The organism is Curtobacterium citri, assembly GCF_030362955.1.
Lineage (GTDB): Bacteria > Actinomycetota > Actinomycetes > Actinomycetales > Microbacteriaceae > Curtobacterium > Curtobacterium citri.
This window is the reverse complement of record NZ_JAUCML010000006.1, coordinates 161,553-182,107: the sequence shown is the minus strand read 5'-3', so window position 1 is coordinate 182,107 and position 20,555 is coordinate 161,553. Positions and strand designations below refer to the sequence as shown.

The 20,555-nt window shown below is 65.7% G+C and carries 24 protein-coding genes; 17 read left to right on the top strand and 7 right to left on the bottom strand.

What is annotated here, in order from left to right; all coding sequences use genetic code 11:
- The first annotated feature begins 253 nt into the window (after positions 1-253).
- Positions 254-1,444 carry a hypothetical protein gene (locus QUG92_RS11205; protein WP_289459121.1) on the top strand — a complete coding sequence of 397 codons (1,191 nt, stop codon included), beginning with the start codon at positions 254-256 and terminating at the stop codon, positions 1,442-1,444.
- On the top strand, positions 1,437-3,656 hold the full coding sequence (locus QUG92_RS11200; RefSeq protein ID WP_289459120.1) for a hypothetical protein: 2,220 nt from the start codon (positions 1,437-1,439) through the stop codon (positions 3,654-3,656). Before QUG92_RS11205 ends, QUG92_RS11200 begins: the two co-directional genes overlap by 8 nt.
- A gap of 496 nt (positions 3,657-4,152) precedes the next feature.
- Here QUG92_RS11200 and QUG92_RS17115 read toward each other — a convergent pair whose 3' ends face one another.
- Positions 4,153-4,671, bottom strand: coding sequence for a helix-turn-helix domain-containing protein (locus QUG92_RS17115; RefSeq protein ID WP_353063028.1), 519 nt, complete (start codon positions 4,669-4,671; stop codon positions 4,153-4,155).
- A gap of 349 nt (positions 4,672-5,020) precedes the next feature.
- Between QUG92_RS17115 and QUG92_RS11195 the strand changes: the two genes are divergently transcribed.
- The 8 genes from QUG92_RS11195 (at position 5,021) to QUG92_RS11160 (ending at position 9,863) form a co-directional block, all read left to right on the top strand.
- Positions 5,021-5,497: a hypothetical protein gene (locus QUG92_RS11195; RefSeq protein ID WP_289459119.1), complete on the top strand. Its 477-nt coding sequence runs from the start codon at positions 5,021-5,023 to the stop codon at positions 5,495-5,497.
- Positions 5,498-5,662: 165 nt separating this feature from the next.
- A complete protein-coding gene (locus tag QUG92_RS11190) occupies positions 5,663-5,803 on the top strand; it encodes a hypothetical protein (protein ID WP_289459118.1) in 141 nt (46 codons plus the stop codon).
- Between the two features lie 10 nt (positions 5,804-5,813).
- Positions 5,814-6,827: a hypothetical protein gene (locus QUG92_RS11185; protein ID WP_289459117.1), complete on the top strand. Its 1,014-nt coding sequence runs from the start codon at positions 5,814-5,816 to the stop codon at positions 6,825-6,827.
- A complete protein-coding gene (locus tag QUG92_RS11180; protein WP_289459116.1) occupies positions 6,827-7,102 on the top strand; it encodes a hypothetical protein in 276 nt (91 codons plus the stop codon). Before QUG92_RS11185 ends, QUG92_RS11180 begins: the two co-directional genes overlap by 1 nt.
- Positions 7,103-7,136: 34 nt before the next feature.
- Positions 7,137-8,000, top strand: a complete 864-nt coding sequence (locus QUG92_RS11175; protein WP_289459115.1) for a hypothetical protein — start codon at positions 7,137-7,139, stop codon at positions 7,998-8,000.
- Positions 7,988-8,248, top strand: a complete 261-nt coding sequence (locus QUG92_RS11170) for a hypothetical protein (RefSeq protein ID WP_289459114.1) — start codon at positions 7,988-7,990, stop codon at positions 8,246-8,248. The genes QUG92_RS11175 and QUG92_RS11170 overlap by 13 nt, the downstream gene beginning before the upstream one ends.
- A complete protein-coding gene (locus QUG92_RS11165; RefSeq protein WP_289459113.1) occupies positions 8,248-9,276 on the top strand; it encodes a hypothetical protein in 1,029 nt (342 codons plus the stop codon). Before QUG92_RS11170 ends, QUG92_RS11165 begins: the two co-directional genes overlap by 1 nt.
- 5 nt (positions 9,277-9,281) lie before the next feature.
- Complete coding sequence (locus tag QUG92_RS11160) at positions 9,282-9,863, top strand: hypothetical protein (protein WP_289459112.1); 582 nt, start codon at positions 9,282-9,284, stop codon at positions 9,861-9,863.
- Positions 9,864-10,319: 456 nt separating this feature from the next.
- Here the strand turns inward: QUG92_RS11160 and QUG92_RS11155 are convergent, their stop codons facing one another.
- Positions 10,320-10,880: an RBBP9/YdeN family alpha/beta hydrolase gene (locus QUG92_RS11155; protein WP_289459111.1), complete on the bottom strand. Its 561-nt coding sequence runs from the start codon at positions 10,878-10,880 to the stop codon at positions 10,320-10,322.
- Positions 10,881-10,973: 93 nt separating this feature from the next.
- On the opposite strand from QUG92_RS11155, the gene QUG92_RS11150 reads away from it, so the two are divergent.
- Positions 10,974-11,459 carry an Lrp/AsnC family transcriptional regulator gene (locus QUG92_RS11150; RefSeq protein WP_289459110.1) on the top strand — a complete coding sequence of 162 codons (486 nt, stop codon included), beginning with the start codon at positions 10,974-10,976 and terminating at the stop codon, positions 11,457-11,459.
- Positions 11,460-11,508: 49 nt separating this feature from the next.
- Positions 11,509-12,417, top strand: coding sequence for an alpha/beta hydrolase (locus tag QUG92_RS11145; RefSeq protein WP_289459108.1), 909 nt, complete (start codon positions 11,509-11,511; stop codon positions 12,415-12,417).
- A gap of 67 nt (positions 12,418-12,484) precedes the next feature.
- On the opposite strand, the gene QUG92_RS11140 is transcribed toward QUG92_RS11145, so the two are convergent.
- Entirely contained in the window at positions 12,485-13,012 is a 528-nt protein-coding gene (locus QUG92_RS11140; protein ID WP_289459106.1) for a hypothetical protein, read from the bottom strand.
- A gap of 172 nt (positions 13,013-13,184) precedes the next feature.
- On the opposite strand from QUG92_RS11140, the gene QUG92_RS11135 reads away from it, so the two are divergent.
- Positions 13,185-13,391 carry a hypothetical protein gene (locus tag QUG92_RS11135; protein ID WP_289459105.1) on the top strand — a complete coding sequence of 69 codons (207 nt, stop codon included), beginning with the start codon at positions 13,185-13,187 and terminating at the stop codon, positions 13,389-13,391.
- A gap of 156 nt (positions 13,392-13,547) precedes the next feature.
- Positions 13,548-13,910, top strand: a complete 363-nt coding sequence (locus QUG92_RS11130; RefSeq protein WP_289459103.1) for a hypothetical protein — start codon at positions 13,548-13,550, stop codon at positions 13,908-13,910.
- A gap of 65 nt (positions 13,911-13,975) precedes the next feature.
- On the opposite strand, the gene QUG92_RS11125 is transcribed toward QUG92_RS11130, so the two are convergent.
- A complete protein-coding gene (locus tag QUG92_RS11125; RefSeq protein ID WP_289459102.1) occupies positions 13,976-14,272 on the bottom strand; it encodes a hypothetical protein in 297 nt (98 codons plus the stop codon).
- Between the two features lie 256 nt (positions 14,273-14,528).
- On the opposite strand from QUG92_RS11125, the gene QUG92_RS11120 reads away from it, so the two are divergent.
- A complete protein-coding gene (locus QUG92_RS11120; RefSeq protein WP_289459101.1) occupies positions 14,529-15,014 on the top strand; it encodes a GNAT family N-acetyltransferase in 486 nt (161 codons plus the stop codon).
- A 22-nt stretch (positions 15,015-15,036) separates the two neighbouring features.
- Here QUG92_RS11120 and QUG92_RS11115 read toward each other — a convergent pair whose 3' ends face one another.
- Positions 15,037-15,816, bottom strand: a complete 780-nt coding sequence (locus QUG92_RS11115; protein ID WP_289459100.1) for an alpha/beta fold hydrolase — start codon at positions 15,814-15,816, stop codon at positions 15,037-15,039.
- A 98-nt stretch (positions 15,817-15,914) separates the two neighbouring features.
- On the bottom strand, positions 15,915-17,408 hold the full coding sequence (locus QUG92_RS11110; protein WP_289459099.1) for a toll/interleukin-1 receptor domain-containing protein: 1,494 nt from the start codon (positions 17,406-17,408) through the stop codon (positions 15,915-15,917).
- A gap of 340 nt (positions 17,409-17,748) precedes the next feature.
- Here QUG92_RS11110 and QUG92_RS11105 point away from each other — a divergent pair, with 340 nt between their 5' ends.
- Positions 17,749-18,555: an isocitrate lyase/PEP mutase family protein gene (locus QUG92_RS11105; protein WP_289459098.1), complete on the top strand. Its 807-nt coding sequence runs from the start codon at positions 17,749-17,751 to the stop codon at positions 18,553-18,555.
- Between the two features lie 136 nt (positions 18,556-18,691).
- Here the strand turns inward: QUG92_RS11105 and QUG92_RS11100 are convergent, their stop codons facing one another.
- Positions 18,692-19,156, bottom strand: a complete 465-nt coding sequence (locus QUG92_RS11100) for a GNAT family N-acetyltransferase (protein ID WP_289459097.1) — start codon at positions 19,154-19,156, stop codon at positions 18,692-18,694.
- Between the two features lie 86 nt (positions 19,157-19,242).
- Between QUG92_RS11100 and QUG92_RS11095 the strand changes: the two genes are divergently transcribed.
- Positions 19,243-20,253, top strand: coding sequence for a S66 peptidase family protein (locus tag QUG92_RS11095; RefSeq protein ID WP_289459096.1), 1,011 nt, complete (start codon positions 19,243-19,245; stop codon positions 20,251-20,253).
- Positions 20,254-20,555: the final 302 nt, after the last annotated feature.

Genomic DNA, 20,555 nt, shown 5'->3' with positions numbered 1-20,555 from the left:
GGTGAGAACCGTGGCGAGTGGGGCTCGGCAGTTCCTGGTCGACCTCGAAGATTCTACTGGGTCCACAAGTCTTCATGACGCATCGCTAAGCGCAGCCGGCCTGTGGGATGCGATAGGCCGCGCAGCTGGCAATGAATCAAAGCGACGCAACTTGCGCCGATGTGTGTGTGGAGCATTGGAGCGGTGGCATCCGAACGGAGCGGCGCTGTCGGAAGCGCTCTTCAGCTACACGATTCCCGTCACGAAGCCAGCGGTGACGGGCTACTCGCCGCACGTCGTGGACGCCATCGAAGCCATGATGAAGGACCGGGTGGCCGCGTGGTTCCAGCGCTACCGAAGAGCAGTCCAAGACGCATACGGAAGCCTGCCACAGAACTGGCTACAACTCGACGCGTCTGACCTCGCCCCGCACGACACAGAGCTCCCGAAGGGATTTGCGACCACCGAGGACGAACTGATTCCAGCGATGATCCTGCTCGCCACCCTCGACAATCTCGGACCCAACCTGGCTATCATCCGGTCATTCACCTCCGATTCCGTCGAGCGATCGAGCGAAACAGCTGGATTCGCGACCGGCGTCAAGGCGCGCAACAATCAGGTCATTCGAACACCAGCGCCAGCGGGTGGGCTTTTCAGTTTCGTCGGACTCCTTGACTTCGTGACTGCAGCCACGAGCGTTGACCGTGTGTTCCGCCAACACTCCTTCGACTTCGACCGTCTGCTCTTCATCCCGACCGGAGCTGACGAAGTGCTTGACCATGCACCTATCGGCAAGTGGTGGTCGTCGCAAGTCGCGGCTGCGGCTGATCGGCGTGGTCTCCCGGAAACAATCAGTTTCCGCAGGCTGAGGAAGGGTGCCGCAAATCGCGGAAGAAGCGCCGGGCAAAAGATTATTGGCCAGGGCGAACAGATGTCCCGGATCTATCTGGCCGATGCCGTCCCCGACGTCATCAAAGTGCCCCTCCTTCTTGCGACGCAGGATTCCGTCGCGCAACGGTGGCGAGACCGGACAACGCTGACGTCAGCCGACGTGCCGGCCGAGAATGAGCTAAATCCTCATGAACGTGAGGCAAAGGCTGCGATCGAGGCCGCGGAGGGGATCATGGATGTTGGGGTCGCTGCCTGCATCACCAACGGACAGTCCCCAATCAATCCCGCACTGCCCTGCGGTCTCGGACCAATCGCATGTTTCACCTGCTCGAAGGGTTTTCGGACCCCGGAAGTGATCCCGGGTCTCATCGCGGCTGTCGAATTCAGCCTGAACATCCGAAAGTACGAGCCAACCGAATGGGTGGACGGTGAGGCGCCGCTCCTCTACGCGTTCGCGCAGCGCAGCCTCGAGCAGTTTCCGAAAGCGCTGGTCGACGCGGCACCCAATACAGCAGTCGACAACGGTCGAGCACTTGTTGCCTGCGCCTACTACGAAACGAGACTCCGTGACTGACGCTGACCTCATTCAACCCCTACCTGTTCAAGGTGCGAAGTCAACGCTGAGTCACGACTCCGACGTCCGCGCATTCATCCCGCGCGGGGTTCAGATCCGCAAGCCCGTCCGCTACGGTGACGACGTCTGGGGCGTCGATGGGTATCCCGTCGTCAATCAATCGGTCAAGGGCATCGACTTCACAGGTATTCCGAGACGTTGGCGCTCCGTCGTCAAAGATTGGATCCTGCTTCGTCTCAATCCGTCGCTTGCAAGAAACGGTATGAGCGGCTTGGACACGACCGCTTCCAACGCGCTCGCGTTGGCCGCGGCACCGCCCGTGACCATGATGACCGCAATCGCTTACGTTCTCACCTTCAAGGTGACGTTGCCCATCGTCGACGCGCACGGTACATCGCTCACCCCACAGGACTGGAACTCCGTCGTTGCCTCCGTTGAAGCTCGAGACGCTGGCAACGCCCCACTCACCAACGCACTGTGCGCCCTTCAACTTCCAGCTCTCTGGAAAGCGCGTCATGTCCTAGGTCTTCCAAACATGTTCGGCGGCAGACCGTTTGCCGGCGAAAGCGTGATGAAGGTCTTCAAAGTGCCCGAGCGAGGCCCGAACACTGCACGCCCGGACCCAGAGATCTGCGGACCGATCCTCGGGTTGAGCCTCTGGATCATGGATCACTGCGCCGAGGACATCCTGACGCGCCGTGAACACCTCGCTGCCCTGCCTGACCGGACCCACTTGAGTCGCGATGAACAACTCGCTGCAGTCATGATCGAACTGCATCGCTGGAGAGAGACCGGGCGGGCGCTCCCTGCAACAGTGGGGCTTCGCGGTGACACGGTGACGGCCGCACCGTCTTGGGCGACGTTCGTCAAGATGGCCGGATGCTCGAACAAGGTCCTGAAGAATCCAGTCGGACCCGCGGTTGCGGCGTGGGCTGCGCTGCGGGACGAGCGACGCGTATCAGCCACCGAAGACGGCTTTGATCTTCCGATCCGGCAAGTCGAGGCACTCGACGGATCGCTCCGCCAGTGGACCGACTCGCTCGTCGCAACCCGGTACGGGAACGGCTTGGACTACTGGACCTCGCTGTTGGCGTTCGCATGCGCGTACGTCGTCGCGTTGCTCACTACCGTTCGCGACCGTGAGTTCTCCGCGCTTCCCGATGACTGCATCCGATCCGACACCTATGAGCGAGGCGACGCCGACATTCCCGTCACGAGAATGCGAGGGTTCCTGATCAAGAACGTCCCGGAGCCGCGGCCTGCGACTTGGGTCATCAGCGAGGACGTGGTCCGAGCCGTTGGAATCGTGAAGCGGCTCAAGAAAGCTCTCCGCCTCTCCCCGAGACTGCATCCGCTCACCGGCGAGGAAATCCTATTCCATCCTGGGCTGGGCCTCGGACCGGTGACAAAAACCGACTCCATGGTGCTCCAACATGAGTGGCTTCGCCGTTTCGAGCGCGCGGGCGAGTTCCTTTCCAATCGCGGCTTGATTGCCGCGCTACCGGAACTGCCAACCTGGCTGTCGCACCGCGTCATCCGAATCACCGGAATTCAGTGCTACGCAAGCCAGCCCTGGGGAGATGCACTGGCAGCGGCGCAAGCGCATTGGTCCAGCCGCAAGGTGGCGGAAGGCTACTACGGACACCTCCCCAACAGTGTCTTCATCGCTGACCCCGAGTCCGTCGAAGAAGTTCGGCAGGTCGTTCTCGGGCAAACACTCGTCAACGTCGCGGCCGACATCACCGAACTCGGAATGGAAGCCGCCGTTCACGGCCGGGGAGACCAGCGGTTGGATGACGCTCTTCGTCGATCAGAGGTGTACGAACTCACTAACGAACCCGTCACGGGCAAGCAACTGGTCAAGATAGCCAAAGACAACAAGAATGTCACCGTGGGTACCTTCACGATCTGTGTGTTCGGCCCCGGCGGCCTCTGCGGCGGAGTGCACGAGGCCAACTTCCGGCTCTGCCGCCCTGGTGCCTGCCGTAACTCCGCTATGACCATCGGCCAGCGAGCACGACAGGAACTTGCACGCAGGGAACATGTCGGGCGCGAAGGCGTTTTTGAGCGCGCTAGGAAAAAGATCGAAGTCGACATGCCGGAACTCAAGCCAGAGTTTGAGAACTTCACGGATCCCGATTTGATCGAGTTGATCCTTAACGAACTGCCGGGCAGCTACGCCACCGCTGCGCGACGTCAGGTGCCGGCGTAATGACGAATCGAGAGCTGGCAGCCCTCCTAGCCTCGCTCCTCGGGAGCAGCGAAGCCCTACCCGTGCCACTGCAATCTCTGATCGCGGGAACGGTCCTCTCAGCCAACGGCCAACCCGTGAGTAAAGCTGGCATGGCACGTATCGGCCAGTACTCGCACGGAAGTGCACACAAGCATTACAACGAGCTCCTCGTAGCGCTGCAGGAACGGATCCCGGCGGAAGTCAGTCGCATGAGCGACGACGACCGGAATCCGGTCACGGTAACCCAACTTCGATCCGAGTTGACGGAACGCGAGGCGACTATAGGTGATCTGCGGGAGCAGATCCGAACCTTGAACGAGACGCAGGATCAGGTGCGACGTTATGCCCTCGCGTTACACCAGCACGTATCTGACCTTGAAGCTCAGCTCGCGTCAGCGGATGGTCGAAAGGTGAGGCCGCTCCGCATCCTCGAGTAGCCATGATCGTTGGCGGTTCCGTAGCAGGGCTGCTGTGATCATCGACCGTCAGCGGATGCCCCGCTGGTTGCGTCTGGTTCATCGAGGCTGTCTACCAGCTCACCGAACCGGACGTCGAGGCCGCGAGCGAGCTTCCACCACGCGCTGAGCGTACCGACCCGTTCGCCTGAGACGAGGTACTGAACGCTTCGGCGCTGCAGCCCGGATCGCGCTGCGAGTTCGTCCCACGTCAAGCCTGCGTCATGCCGGGCCTGCTGCACCGCGAGACGGAGTGCCGAGAGGTTCGGCTCGCTGCGGTGGGACACTCCTCGACGGTTGCGTGAAAACTCGACGAGCGCAGTGAACAAATGTTCGCTATCTTGTCGGTTATGGCAGAACTGAGTGCGTGGCGGCCGCTCCCGCGGCGCTCCGCACCGGCGTGCACCCGCCAACCAAGCAGCAGCAGGACCGACCGCGCAGGCCGAACGATCGACGCGAGGCACCAGACGCAGCGGAACCAGCTGAGGTACCCAGCTCGAAGGCGTCGGCAGCGGAGCGCTTCTCGAGGTGGCTGTCATGCCGCCACGCTAGCCAGGGGCGTCATCCGGCTGGCGCTGTATAACCGCAGTGATGGTGGGATCCGATGACATCAGCCGAGGCTTCAGCCGTTGGTGCCGTTCGCTACGTTGATGCCACCGACTTCGGGGCGCATGCTGTCGAATGGGTCCTTCTCGTTCATGGGCAGGGACACGTGGTCTTGACGGTGGAGGGCCTTCCGATCGCTCGAGTCGAGCCGCTAGCTGGCGCCGCAGCGATTCCGGAGCGTCAGTCGGGGGAGCGGCAATGACGGGCGACGGGACGCAGATGCCCAGTCCGAGCCTGAGCCGAATCCCGCTTTCCGTCCTTCGACAGAGCACGCCTCCAGATTTGGCGGAGCTTTACGTTCCGGTTCGTGAAAGCGAGGCCCTCATCCCGGACCTCAAGATGGGCATCGGCGCTCTCACAGTCCGCCGGTGGGATCCGGCCAACACAGCCACCGGTTGGACCCTCTACGGCGCAGACCTCACCCTCGACGTGGGTCACCCGTTCGGTTCGATGTTCTACCGCAACGACGCCGACGGCCGGGTCCTGCGCATCGGAGTGAAGTGGCACCCACCAGTGCAGCAGCTCGAGTTCCCCGCCCTACACCCCTCGAAGCCGGAACTCACGTCAGACTGCACCGATAACGAGGTCGCCGCGATCGTGCTGGACGCGCGTAGTCGGATCGGGACGCTAGTCGCGATCAACGCGCAGATCGGGTCGTTCGTCGCCACCGAGGAGTCCGAGAACGCGATCCTCGACGCGTCCGGGCTCGGGTTGGAACGACTCTCGGAGGACGACCCGCGGTTGGCTCGCGATGCCTGAGCGTCGGGCGCCACGGTTCGAGCCGGTGCCGATGCGGCTGCGGTCGTTGTCGGCGCAGTTCAATGCCGTGACCTGGCCGACGGTGGCGGGGATGACGTTCACGAACTCCACCGGTGCCGCGGTTTTGCAGCGGACCGTCAACGTCCGCACGACGGCGGAGGGCGGATGTTCACGCTGCTCAACGGGGCACCGTTGACGGACCCCGCTGACGCGCTGCTGGACGCCGCAACACAGGTGATGGACCTGCTGGCCGAGCTTCGTTCGGTGGGCCGTGGCCCGGAAGCGGCAGGTCCGGCGGATGTCTGACCGGCAGTGGGTGCAGAACATCCGCCATGAGCAGGCGATCCTGTCGTTGCCGTTCGGGCTCGGCTACACGATCGACATCACCCAGACCCTCGCGGCCCTCGCCGCTGCCGGCATGCCAGCACGGGTGGAAGCGTTCGACCGGCTCCGGTTCGACGACGGCCGGACCGCGTTTCTCGCCACCCCGGACCCGACCACCACCGTCACCGACGACGACGTCGCGAAAGGCCGTTCGGATGACGTGATCCTGCTGCCGGGCGGGTCCGAGGGTGGGGTGCTGTCGTTGGTGCGCCGCTACCCAGACCTGGTCGTCGTGAACGGGAAACGCGGTCGGGTGTGGGCGGACGGTCGGCAAGTGTCTGGCACGTCGATGCAGCGGGAGGCGACTACGGGGTGGCGGACCGTCTTCGCGATCGCCCGCAGCATCATCATGCATGGCGGTGGCACGCGTGCCATCGCGGACCAGACCGGGATCCCCTCCGACGAGGTCCGGGCCGCCATGCAGACCCTTGGTTCGCATGTGTTCCACACGCCGATCGGGTGGGAAGCCAGGGACCGGCCCGCCCTGTGTGACTGGGCCTACGCGGCCTATCCGGGCTACGGCGGGGTCCGCACCTGCTGGCGCCGCGACGACACAATCGACGCGCAGGCGGATCAGCTGATCGGGCTGGGTGGGGTGATGTCGGACCGGTGGGCGGCGCAGCAGTCCGGTGTCCTCGTCACCCCGGACCGGTTGACCGCGTTCTTCGCGCAGCATCCCGACATGGCAGCGCTCGGCTACGTGCCAGCGTCGGCGGACGACGCGACGGTGAAGGTCGTCATCCCGCAGGACCCCACCGTCCTCACCGCCGCGGAGGGGTGCTGCACGGACGACTTCATCACCGGACATGTCCTCTACGAAGCCGGCTGGGTGACCGTGGACGCGGATGCGGTGAACGGGTTGCGGCAGCTGCTGCACTTCCGCTCTGACCTCGCTCACGACCTCCGCTGGCACCCCGGCGGCAGCAGTGAGGGCCGGGTGGGCTGATGCTGCAGTTGCTGTCGTTGACGTTGGCGTTCGACGACGTCCGGTTCTTCGGGTCCGTCATGTTCACCGACGTGGATCATCCAAACGACCCGCCGCCGACGATCCTGATCGATCACGCCGACGAACCGCCGTGGTTCCGCCTCGTGAACGTCGACCCCGACGGGCAGGACCTGTCGGTGCCGGCGATGGTCGAAGCGGACCGGATCATGCGATTCGTCCTCCGCACCGCACCCGACCGGATCGGCCGCACCGCCGCCGACTTCCCACAACCCTGACCGCCCAGCGCGCTGATCTTGGAGGTTCCTGCTGATGATGCGTCTGGTGTCGCTGCACCTGTCCAACGACCGGATCCTCTGGGGCCACGTCCTCCTCGAAGACACCGAGGATGCCGACGCCGGCCTGGCGCGGATCCTCGTCCGCCCTGTCGATGTCGACCCCGGGTACGAGCTCTACGACAAACACAACGCCGTCCTCAACGACCTGGAGGTGCCGGTGGTGCGGGAGGCGGACCGCATCGTGCGGACCCTGCTCATCCCGGCCGCGGAGATCGCCCGTCGGGAGCAAGCCGTCCGCGCCGTCGTTCACTCCGGCTACCTCGAGGGAGCACCCGATGACATGCCCTGGCAAACGCAGCTGTGGTCGTTCGCCCGCGGAGAGATCACCCGCGACCAGGTCCACGCCTACACCGACCAGGGCCGCCAACTTCCCCGGGTGCCCGGGGTGCGGCCGGCGGAGGCGGCGGAGGTCCCCGAGGACTGGTGGCAGACCACGCAGGCCCGCATCCGCCGACACCTTCTGGACTCCACCCTCACCGAGCCGGAGGTCGCTGCCGCCCTGCAGGTCAGCATCAAGGAGGTCGGTGAGCTGTTTGAAGCGAACCGGCTGCTGAGCTTCGACCTCGATGGGGAGGAACGCATCCCCGACTGGCAACTCGTCCACCCTGCTCTACCTGAGTGGGGTGAGCCGTCGTCGCTCCTGCCCGGCCTGGACCTGCTCTACGCGGCAGCACCGCAGCCGCTGCTGGATGCGGCAGCGATGACCGAGTTCATGACCACACCCCTGACCTTCCTCACCGTCGACGGGGAAGCGCTCCTGCCGCTGACCTGGATGCGGCAAGGCCGACCCCTCACGACGATCGTGGCCCTGTTCCGGGGACGGCAATGGCGTTCATGACCCGGCGGCCGGACCTGTTCCTCATCAGCGTCGCCTTCGACCCTCACGGTGTCCACGGGCACATGTACTTCCGCGACCCCACCGGACCGGAGCTTCGCCAAGTGATCGTGCACGGCAGTGGGGACACCGACCAGTACCGGCTTGACCCTGCCCACGGCGACCCGCGGGAAGGGTGGGAGCCGTATCTCACTGAAGCCGGCTGGCTGATGGCCCTTATCCGCCCCGACACCCTGGAGGAGCGCAGCTGATGGGACCCGCACTCGAATGGCTCACCGCCGCCTACGCCAGCCGACCGCAGATCACCCTGCCGTACGGGCTCGGCGACACCACCGACCTCACCGAAACGCTCCTCGTCCTCCAACTCGCCGGCCTCCGCGCGGCCGTGGAGACACACGACACGATCCGACTCCCTGATGGCCGGCGTGCACGCTTCCCGACCCTCACTCAGCGCCCCCGGAACCAGGACCCGGATGACGTCGACCTGCTGCTGCTGGCACCGCGGACGGTGACCGCGACACAGATCGCGCTCGCGGAACAGACGTCGACGGTGCTGCTGGTCGACGTGGACCGGCGCCGCGTCTGGGTAGACAGGAAGCAGGTTCTTGGAACGGCGGATCGGTGGAAGGACGCCGCACCGATCTACATCGCCTTCGCCGTCGCACGGATGCTCGCCGTCAACGGCGCCACCTTCGACCGACTCGTCAGCAACGGATTCACGGCGGGGCAGGTCGACGACGCCCTCGCCCGGCTCGGCAAACGCGTCCACCGCACCGACATCGGATGGGAATCCCGGCAGGTCGGGGGGCTCGTGGACTTCGCGATCGCGTGCTACCCCGGCCCCGGCGGTGTGAGAACCCGGTGGACGTCAGACCTGCCGCTGCCGGAGCAGGGCGAGCTGCTCATCGACGCCGGGTGCCGCATCTCCGGACGGGCCATCTCCGACCGGCCCGGCTACCCGGCCATCAAGAAACGCGCCATGCCGTACCAACTCGTCGCCTTCACCGAACACGGGGTCGACATGATCGGCCTCGGGTTCGAACCCGACCCGGTCGGGCTCGCCGGCACTGAACTCGTCCTCGCCGCCGACCCGACCATCTTCCGCACCGCGATAGCGGCCGGGTACAGGGACCGCACCGACGACATCATCACCGCCAACACACTCCTCCGCGCCGACCTCCGCAACGACGACGATGCAGCCTCCCTCGCAGAAGTACGGAACGTCCTGCAGTTCCTCGCCGACACCGGCTACGACCTCCGCCACAACCTGCCCAACTGAAACACATGCAACCCCTCACCCTCGACCCCACCGTCGACTCGCCAGCCGACACTGCGCTGGCCACTCGCCCGCTCCTCGACAGCGCTCCGGCGTCGGAGGATGACGAGCTCTGGTACCACGACCACGAGACGAAGGCGCAGTGGGAACGCCTCGACAACCTCCGGCAAGCCGAGGCGATCATCCGGTCCCGGACGGCCAGGAACCCATGGGCCGGGATCGGACGGTTCTCACATCGCAACGCGGACGGCGAGTTCGAGCAGTTGCACCTCTTCGAGGTGCTCGGATGGGCGGACCGGGTTTACGTGTGCGGCGACGTCTCCCGCGTCGGGTTCCAGTGGCGGTGGAGCAGCTGGCCTGCCGACACCCTGCACCAGGGACGCACTCCCGGCGCCGTCGGACCTGATTGGTACCGGGCCGACGTGTACGAGCAGCAGGTTGTCACCGTTCATGACGCCGTCACGCAATTCCGCCCCGCACTGCACGCCATTGAAGGCGTCAATGACCAAGCACCCGGCTACGTGTGGCTGCCGCGCGAGCACGACTTCGCAGCCAACCAGCATCTCCGCACCCCACTGGACGACAGCTAGCACTCCCCAGGCGCTGTCGGACCCGGGGCCGGCGATCGGTGGTGGACGCCGCTGCGCCACACCCACGCCGACAGCTTCAACTCACCCCGCCCTGCTTCCACCCATACCGCGTCCCGCGTCATACGCCACGCCAACGCATCACCACGTCGGATCAGCCGGTCCGGGAACTGGAACCACGCGTACACCGGCAGCGGCCGCTCGAACTCACGCACCTCCGCACCACGCGCCTCCTCCTCAAGTGAGAACGGCTGCGGCGGCACCCCACGATCAGAACGACGACGACCCACACAACGGACTGTAGGGACGAGCACCGACGCTCAGCACGCGTCCGCATACGGCAGCCCGGTGAGATTCAAATCGGACGGGCTATCTGCGACGCGACGGCGTCGCACCCCCACGGGGGTGCGACCATCGGACGATGAACGACCCACTATCGGGACGGTGCTCTCTCGGCTTTCAGGCCGCGAGCACGCGGTCTTCAATTCGCTCGAGAGCTTCCCGGCCTATCGGCCACCCTCCGAGCTTGCTGGCTGAGTTGATGTGCCCGGCCCGCTCGACCTGAACGAGATCACTTCCCCAAGCAGCCGCCAGCTGCTCGGCGACCTGAAGTTCGCAGTACGGGTCATTTGTGCTCGCCACCACCATGCTGGGGACAGGCAACCTTCTCGCCTGCAGCGTGACGAACGTCGAAGCGTCCTCGGACGGGAACACATCACCCGTCGGGTCTGGCGGTGCCACGAGGAACGCGGCGATCGGGACTCGAACTGGTGTGCGCAGCAGCCACTCAGCCACCGCCCAACACCCGAGACTGTGCCCGACCAACGCGATCCCGTCGACCCGTGGGGAGAGGAGATGCACGGCCCGGTCCACTGCAGCGACCCAGTCATCGAGATCAGGCTGCGACCACGACCCCGGGTCGATGCGGACCGCGTCCGCGCCCCACTGCTGCTGCCACAGCGTCTGCCAGTGCGTCCCGTCGGATCCGCCGATCCCGGGAACGATCACGCGTCCGATCACCTGACACCCCTGCTTCCGTTCTCCTGCCGCCAGTCGGAGGAGCTCACCCGAGCCAGAATGATGGAAGGCATCGCACGGACGGTCCGCCTGCGAGTGATCACGAAGCGGAAGGCGCTGCACACGATGGAACCGCTCGACCAAACCGACCGGAAGATCCTCGCCCTCCTGCAAACCGACGGCCGCCTCAGCGGCGCGGAGGTGGGACGACGGGTCGGCCTGTCGCAGCCCGCGGCCAGCGCTCGGATCCTCCGCCTCGAGCGGCAGGGCATCATCACCGGCTACCGCGCCACCGTCGACCCGGCCGCCGTCGGCCTCAACATCCACGCAGTCGTCCGCCTTCGGACGACCCACGCGCACCTCGGCGCAGCGCTGCAACTCGCAGCGCGCACCGACGAGGTCACCTCCACCCGTCGCGTGACCGGCGAGGACTGCCTCATCCTCGACGTCCATTGCGGCGACGCCGGTCGGCTCGAACAGGTGGTCGACTCACTCGCCCGATTCGGACCCGTCAGCACCGCGCTCGTGCTGCGCGACTACCCCGACAAGCCCCTCATGCAGTATCGACCCACAGGAGCTTGAAGCGTCCGAATGACGATCGCCAACCGGACGGCGCTGATATCGTCCCCGCATGATGCAGGCCCACGGTGGTGCCGCTCGATCGAAGCTTGTCGACTTGCTCGCGATCCCGGATCCAGAGACCATCCATCCGTCAGCGGTTCGACGCGAGCACCTACGACTCGACGGCTCCACCCGGTGGGATCGCATCGAGCTCGACACCCCCGATGGCGACACGATCCCTTGCATCCTCATCACGCCCCACAAGCGCTCCGACGTCGACGTCATCGCCGTTCACCAACACGCAGGAGCTTTCACGCTTGGCAAGAGCGAGCCCGCGGGCCTCGCCGGAGACCCGAGTCTCGCGTACGGCCTCGCCCTCGCCCATGTAGGGGCACGGGTGGTCGTTCCAGATCTCGTCGGCTTCGAGGAGCGGCAACGTCTTTGGTCTGACGACCCCGGAGCCGACGAACGCCTCGACGCGCTCTTCCGCTTGACAGACGGCAGCAGCTTGCAGGCCAAGCACACCCGCGACATCGCCGTGGTGACCAACTGGATGCGGGGATTCGATTCGGCCGCGAGCCAGCTCTGCATCATCGGACACTCACTTGGCGGTCAAGTCGCGCTCTTCTCACTCGCCCTCGACCCCCGTATCTCTCGGGGAGTGGTGAGCTGTGGCCTCGGGACGCTCGCCTCTTTCGAAGCGGCGCGCATCCGCCACAACCCCGCCTGGTTCGTGCCGGGGCTCAGATCGGCCGGAGACGTCGCGCTCGTCGCGGCCGCCATCGAGCAGCCAATCTATGTCGCCGCGGGACGTATGGACACGCTCTTCCCGCTGGACGGAGTACGCGAGGTGCTCGACGCGTTCTGTCCGGAGTTGCTGACAGCGCGGGTATTCGACGGAGGTCATTCGTTGCCACCGCAGGTACTGGAAGCTGCCGTCCAGCACCTGCTCGAAACGAGTCGAAAGCCGTCTCAGTAGCCGATGGCATAACGGACGACGCTTGCCGATCGGAGTTTTGCCCGCCAGCTGAGGCAGAGGCTCCCTCTCAGCGTGTGAGGTGCGCGGTGTCCCGGCGGTCGACTTCCGCGAGCATCGTGGTCGTCTTGCGGAGTACTCGCGGTGTGCTGACCGTGGTGATGACGAAAATGGTGAACATGAACCCGGCGCCGACCCAGAACATCGGCTCCCCGGTGACGGCGAGCCAGATAGAAAGCGCCGTCATCGGGAGGTACAGCGCGGGCGCCAGCCATCGGAGCGGCCGGTACTGCTTCTGAAGGTGCTGCAGCGCGCGCCGCCACTCGGCGGGGTCAGCGTCCGCTGGGACTGCACCGCGACGGACCGCTTTTCCGAACTCCGGCCGCCGCGCCAACTGTCCGAACCCACGTCGCTGACGGCCGAGCCAGAACCCCATCCCCGTGCCGAACAGTGCACCGGTGAACGCGGAGATTAGCGCCCGCGGTCCGAGGTGAAGCTCCGGCGTTGTGATGAACCCCAACGCGAACCACATGACCGCGAACATGACCGCCATGACCACGCCAGTCATCCACGTCGGCAGCTGCTTCATCCACCCCATGAGTCGAGCCTGGCACGACGACCTGGATTGTGCACGGCCGATGGCTCGGAACAAGAGTCCACGTGACTGATGTCCAGAACGAAGACAGAACGCAACTCATCCGGCCATCTCGATAGCGGATCGGTTATCGAGACGGCGACTGGACCGATGTGCGCGGCGTAACTTCACGGACGTGACCACTCGACGCGTCCTACTTGCTGTGCTCGGCGCTGTACTGATCGTCGCCGGGTTCGTGCTGATGGCCACGTCAGACGGCAGGCTTGACCGACTGGTGGCGGTCTTCGTCCTCTTCGGCGGAGCGGCTCTGGTTGTGTTCCCTACAGCGCGTCCGAGCCGCGAGGCGCTCGTGCGCTACTGGAGTCGGTACGAGAAGAAGTAGGCACGGGATCGGCTGGAAGACCATCGGTCACCGGACACCCCACTCGTACACCGCTTCGACCCGTAGTCTCGGCACGTGACAGACCGGTTCTGGCAGCAACGCGATCCGATGGAGGTGCGTAGCCATGATGGGTCGGGGCGAGCGTCTGCCGGGTGGGTGGCCCTCGTACTCGTAGCGCTCTACTCGGCGCTGCTGGCGCTCGTGCTCTCGGTCGCGAACCGTGTCACGGCGGCGGACCTCGCCAGCGCAGGCGCAACACGGCACCCGTTCGACGACCCTCCGGTCCTGGTTGCTCGGGCGGAGTTCATGGTCGGGCTCGTCGGCGTCGCCGCGCTCCCCATCGCCCTCGCCGTGATCGCGCTCGGGTACCGCGGCGTGGTTCGAGGCTGGGTCGCCGGTCGACGAGTTGGCTGGGTGGCGCTCGTCATCGGCGGGGTTGGTCTGCTCCCCGCCCTCTTCGCCTGCCTGTTCGGGATGCTGATCTGCGTGCTCGACGGAGGAGTGATCGCCAGTAGCTGACCATCGAAGCGAGCGAGACTGTCTCGACAGCCGATCGGCTCTTGAGACGATCTGAAGTGTGGGCGTCACGGCCGTACGATGCGCGCCCGAGCTGCGGTGTCCTGCAGGTAGTCGGCCGTCGTTCGCGTTGTGCAGCTTGCGTCGTCGCCGAGCACGTCGTCCGGTGCTCCAACTGCCAGAAGGGGCAGTGTCGGGCCGAGGACCAGCGCGACTTCGTCTGGTGTGCCATACGAGGTGAACGTGGGGACGGTGACGCTGGCGGCGAGGGAGCTTTGGGTCAGCGCTGCTGCGTATTCCAAGGTGACGTACGCGACTGCGTCGGTGACGAGAAGGTGCTGGCCGCCGTAGATCAGGGTCTTCACGACGGCGAGTCCGCGCTTGGCGGCGCGGGCAATGGGGGGACCAGGTCGAATCCGTTGCTCAAGCAGGTGAGTGCGTCGGTATCTGGGTCGAATCCCACGTGCGCCATCATTTGACCAGCGTCCGCTTGACCGCCTGTGTCCCGCGTCAGCTGAATACGGGCTGCCCGGAGGCCCATCGGCCATCGGACACGGAGCGCGCTCCCGGTCACATCAATCCGCTTCTGGTATTCGCCCTGTCTGGTTGCGAGGATGAGGTGTGTTCGAGCTGGTGAAACCGCGTGCTGAGCTGTTCGTGGCGTGGAGCGAAGCACATCGGGAGTGGGGACCCGGGCTGCACGAGGACGGCTTCGGTATCACCTCGGACGATGACGTGGACACGGTCGACGGTTTCCGTGATTGGGTCGCTCGGATCAGGCAAGGCCCGAGCGAACTGTGGTGGATCGTCGAAGACGGGGAAGTCCTTGGCGGGATCGCGCTGCGCGCTGCTGATGACGAGCGCGTGCAGCGCTTCGGTCACATTGGGTACGGGGTCCGGCCGTCCGCCCGCGGGCGAGGTGTCGCGACGTGGGCGCTCGGTGAAGTGTTGCGTCACGCGGCGTCGCTTGGGGTCGACCCCGTGGTCGCGTTCTGTCTTGACAACAATGCGGGGTCAGTCGCGACGCTTGAACGCTACGGGGCGACGCTCGAATCGGTTGAGCAGCACGGGATGGCGCGCGTGCGGCGTTACGCGATCCGCCCCTAAGCCCGCCTCGCTCACCGATCGGCTAGCGGTCGATCCGCGCGAGCCAGTCGCGGACCAGGGCGGCGGTGATCCCCGCTTGCTCGAGGTGCACGTTGTGTCCAGCACCGTCCAGGACGACAAAGCTCCCTCGCGGGTAGTGGACCCGGAGTGCGAGCCCGTCCTCGTATCCAACGACGTCGTCCTGCCGACCGAACAGGTGCAGCGCTGGAGCGGTGAACGGTTCCGGATGGCGCTCCTCCGGCACGGCGTCCAGTGCGTAGTCGGCGGCGATGCGGTCCATCACCGCAGGATCGGCGCCACGGAGACCCGGCAGCACGTACCGCTCGAACGCTGCGAACGCGGCGGCGTCCTGGATGACGCTGACCTCTTCGAAGGCTTCTCGCGCGTCGCCGGCGGTTTCGAGGACGGACGGTTCGGTGTGCAGCACGGTGCGCTCGGGGACGGCACGGTCTGCGTGTGCCGGATGTACAACACCCGCCAGGGTCGCGACGCCGAGGGCGTTGTCTCGGCGTTCGTGCGCGACATGTCGGGCGATCATGCCGCCGAAGGAGTTCCCGATGACGGCAAAGGGCTCGTCGCCGAGGTGGCCATCGATCTCGGCGAGCACCTCGTCGGCCACGTCGACCGCGCTCTTCGCGGTCGCGGTCACCGCGGCGGCTTCGGCCCAGGGCAGGTCGAGGAAGACCGTCCGCCAAGGCAGATCCTGCACCGCGTCCGCCAGTGGCAGCATGATGCGGTGGTCCACCCCGAAGCCGTGGAGAGCGATGAGCGGACGACCAGAACCCAGAACTCGCGCGATCACCCAGCAAGACTACGAGCAACCCGTACCGGTAGCCGATCGATCAACGGGACGGCTTGTGGTCGCGGGGCAAACAGAATCGGGTGACGGTGTGCCGCCCGCTACCAGCGCGTGTTCGCCACCCGCTTGAAGCTCTCGCCGTAGGAATCGAAGCGCGCCCGGGCGCGCTCCTCGTCGCCGCCGAAGAAGCCGGCGACGAGGGGCGGCCATGCCACGCCGGCCAACTCGAACTCCTCGCGCAGCTCGTCAAGGGCGCTTCGTCCCCGGCGACGGTCCTGCCACGTCGCCCGCCCGTACCAGGTCGAGGATCGCCAAGGCCGATCGGGGTCAGATTGCGCCTCATCTTCCGACACGATCCCGAGGAAAATCTCGGCTTTTGAGAAGGCTACGTTGAAGTCGTCGCGCCTCGTGAACTGATCCTCGAACGTCGGCGTGAGACGACTGAGTAGCCAGTCCTCGACTGGGGTGTAGAACTTCGCCAGCTTGGCGGCGCGACTCACAAGGTCATCGATGTCGTCGCCCTCGTCGCCCTTGGCGAGGTGGGCCAGAAGGTTTGCGACCCCCTCCTGATCCACGAACGGCTTGTACGGCGGCACCACGTTCAGGATTGCGGTCGCCTTGCCGACGTTCCACTCCTCGACCCGCACGCCGGTGAGTTCCCGCAGGGCGCCCCAGTTTCCCTGGGCGTGAGCGGCGACCGCGCCCGTGGTCAGCACCAGAAGAGCCGGCAGCGCGCGGAGCGAGATGAGGTTCGTCATGCCGCTTCGCGGAGCGATTCCCTCAAGAACAAGCGTTTCGAGTGCCTCGGTCCAGATGTGGAGGGTCTCGGGTGTTGCCCATCGAGCCGCCACCTGCATCGACCAGCAGAGTGGCTCCGAGAGATTGGCGATGGCCAAGGCGCGCCGGACGGTCGTTCCGGCCGGGTCGTCGTTGAATGACTGGTCCCGGTCGAGCGGCATCTCAGCCTGATCGTTGAGCGTCTCAAGGATTCGGCGCGTCTCTGCTTTGATGAGCCCGTCGAGTTCGATGACGCGGGCTGGATCTCGGACCATCTCCTTCGTCGCTCGACGGAGGAGGACTTTGCGGTCGCCGGCCTCCGCGCTCTCGATCGCGGCCGCCGTGTCCGTCGGGCTCGCAGAGGCCGCGCCCATCACCTTGCTCAGCTTCGAGATCAGACCGATTGCGGCCGCCGTGTACCCCTCTCCGAAGAGATCGGCGTAGTTCAGGTCGCTCAGCGTCTGGTTCCCGTTCAGCTCGTACGTCGGCAGAGCAACCGGGCTGAATCGAACCGGCAAAAGCCAAGTCGCACCTGGCGGCCGCATCCGAAATTCGGAGACTGCGAGGTTGAGCTCCTCGTTCATGTACGACCGGGCCTTCGCCACTGAGTTTTCAGAGAAGCATGCAACAAAAATCAGTGAGTCGTCTCGGATCGCTTCGCTTATCTTCCGTCTCCACGCGTCACCCACCTCGAGGTCCTTCCGATCGCGCCAGTAGGGGATCTCGGCCTGCTGAAGCAGGCGGCAAAGCTTGTCGACCTCAGCGGTGTCCTCCTTGACGTAGGAGATGAAGACATGCTTGCCCGCGGCGTCGCTCATGCATCGATCCTACAAACGGCCGAACATGGGTCAATTGTGAACCGTGTCGCGCTGAAGACGGCCGTCCGATAGCCGATCGGCTATTGAGACGCCATCAGCGGCTCCGCCGGAGGAATAGGATGACCGCTGCGACGATGACGACGACAACGATCGGAATCCAAATCCAGACAGGCGGTGAGCCTCCGCCACCTGGGGGTAGCGCAACGGAGAGGGGGAGCATGGTCCCACGCTAGCCACGACACATGCCCCGCGACCGATCGGCTATCGAGACTGCTGTAGCGCTGACCGCGTCGTCCGAAATCCGCCAGAAACGGAACCACGGCTCGGATGAATTGAGCAGGTGAACAACAGAACCACGCAGGCCGCCGCCTTCCACACGCTCCACCAGGACCCCGCACACCCTCTCCTTCTCGCCAACGCCTGGGACGTAGCAAGCGCCCGACTCGTTGAAAGCGCGGGTGCGCCAGCCATCGCTACCACCAGTGCCGGGGTCGCATGGTCGCTCGGTCATGCGGACGGTAACGCGCTCGGGCGCGAGGCGGCCGTCGCAGCACTCTCTCGGATCGCTGGCGCGGTGACCGTGCCGGTCACCGCTGATATCGAAATCGGCTACGCCGATGACGCAGCCGGCGTGGAGCAAACGGTCGACGCAGTTCTCGAGGCCGGTGCGGTCGGCATCAACATCGAGGACGGCGCACTGCCCCCAGCAGAGCTGGCAGCGCGTATCGGGGCGGCTCGACGTGCAGCGGATCGTGCCGGGGTACCGATGTTCATCAACGCGCGGACAGATGTGTACCTCGCCGGCCTGGTGGCGCCGGAGCAGCGCCTCGCTGAGACCCTCCACCGTGCGCACCGGTACCTGGAAGCAGGAGCAGATGGTGTCTTCGTACCCGGAGTTGGCGACGCCGGCACGATCAGGGCGCTGGTTGAGGCGATCGACGGCCCGCTGAACGTGATGGTCGGTCCCGGCTCCCCGAACACCGCGCAGCTCTCAGAACTCGGAGTGGCCCGTGTGAGCGTCGGCTCGGGCATGGCGCAGGCCGCGTACGAGATTGCTCGATCGGCCGCTACCGAGCTGCTGACTGCTGGCACGTATGGGTCCTTAACGCCGGCCATCGACTATGGCGAGCTGAACTCGCTGTTCTAACGAGGCCCGCGCCTCACGCCTGGCGGGCATCTGAAGGAAGAGGACCAGCGTCGTCCGACGTTGGTCCTCTTCACTCGTCGAAGGTCTGCCTCGGCTGATCCGAAGATTGATGGTGAGAGTCTCGGTGACCGATCGCCTATCGAGACAGGTCGGTGAGGGTGCGCGACCATGCGACTTCGGTGCCAAGCTGGCCGGTTCCGACGAACAGGCGTACCTGTTGCGTCTCGGGTAGCACGGCCGCCAGGTGGTCTCGGTCGGCGTTGGTGAAGCCGAGCTTCTGCCAGAACGGCCCCGATCGTCGAGAGAACAGCCAAGCGCACGATGCCCCGGCCTGTGCCGCTTGTTCGAGTGCGAACATGGCGAGGCGCGAGCCGGCACCGGCCGTACGACGGTCGGGCGCGACGGCGACGCTCCGGATCAGCGCGTGTGTGCCGTCCCGGCTCAGCTCGAAGCCGGTGCTGCCGATCACTGTCCCGGCTTCGTCCTGTTCGATCCAGAGGTAGACGGTCGGCTCGTCGAGACCGGCAAGGGTGAGGTCGGCGTCGCGTAGGAAAGCACGCAGGGGATCGACGTCATGCTCGGTCACGGTGTGGAGCGTCACGGGCTCATCGTTCCAGCATTCGGCGTCCGGTGGCCGATCGGGCTATCGGGACGACGCAATAGGCGCCAACGGCGGATACTCAGACGGTGTCGGAACCCGCTCGCGAACTCCTTCGTCCTCGTCCCCTTCAACCCGGGGATCTCGTCGTCATCGCCTCCTTGTCCGCACCGCTGCTTCCCGAGTACGAAGCGAACGTCGAACACACCGAGCGTCTACTCGAGCGGATGGGGTTCCGGGTGCGTCGCGCACCGCTGCTGCAGGCAGGCCACAGCAGATGGTGGAGTGCCGCTGATCCAGCGCAGATCGCAGCTGAGTTGAACACCCTCCTGCGAGACCCCGAGGTCCGCGCCATCGTCGCGAACGATGGCGGTCAGACGGCTTTCGGGTATCTAGACCTCGTCGATCTCGACGCAATCCGAGCCGACCCAAAGCCGATCCTGGGGTACAGCGACATCTCGTTGCTGCACCTTGCCCTCTACTCGCAGACGGGTCTCGTCGGCTTCCACGCCGACATGGCCACGCCAGGCTTCGGCGGCAACTGGTTGTCGGCGACGCAGCAACGGCGCGACGAGCTCGAGGGCCTCTACTTCCGCATGCTGACCGACCCTGATCCGATCGGGGCGCTGCCGACCAGTCCTACGTGGGAGTGTTGGCGCGCCGGGCGTGCCGAGGGGGCGCTGATCGGCGGCGTCATCAACCGTGTTGCGCTGGTGCAGGCCACCCGGTTCGCCGTGCCACTGGAGTGGTTCGACGGAGCGGTGTTGTTCTGGGAGGAGATGGGCGGGGAAGCCTCGTACGTCTGGTCCTACCTGCAGGTCCTCCGGTACGCGGGCATCCTCGACCGCATCGCCGGCATGGTGGTCGGTGTACCTCGAGACGTCGCCGGGCTGGAACCAGGCGGGTCGTCCCCCACGCTGACCGAGATCGTCCTTGACGTCCTGGGCAGCCGCGACATTCCGGTACTCGGGAACGTGGAGATCGGGCACGCGGGCCCGAACCTCCCGATGCCGGTCGGTACTCGTGTGCGTCTCGATGCGGGGGACCGCTCCTTGTCGCTGCTGGAAGCTGCTGTGGGCACATCGAGCACTGCGTGCTGACGGGCCAGCTGCGTCAGAAACGATCGTCTGCACCCGCCCGATAGCCGATCCGCTACCGGTCGCCGGACCGACGCTCAGCTCGGGCTCGACGTCGCTCATCACGCCTCACTCGCCACTCGGCGTCCTGCCGGTCCTGAAGCGGGCTTCGGCCGAGGCTTCCGCGGGCCGCGAGGAAGATGAGCACGGCGACGGCGACCAGTGCCACCGGCACAAGGAACTGCAGAATCAGCATCGCTACCCTCTCGATCGGCCGCGCCACTCCACATCTGGGTGGAGCCTAGTAAGCCGCGGGTGACAGAGGA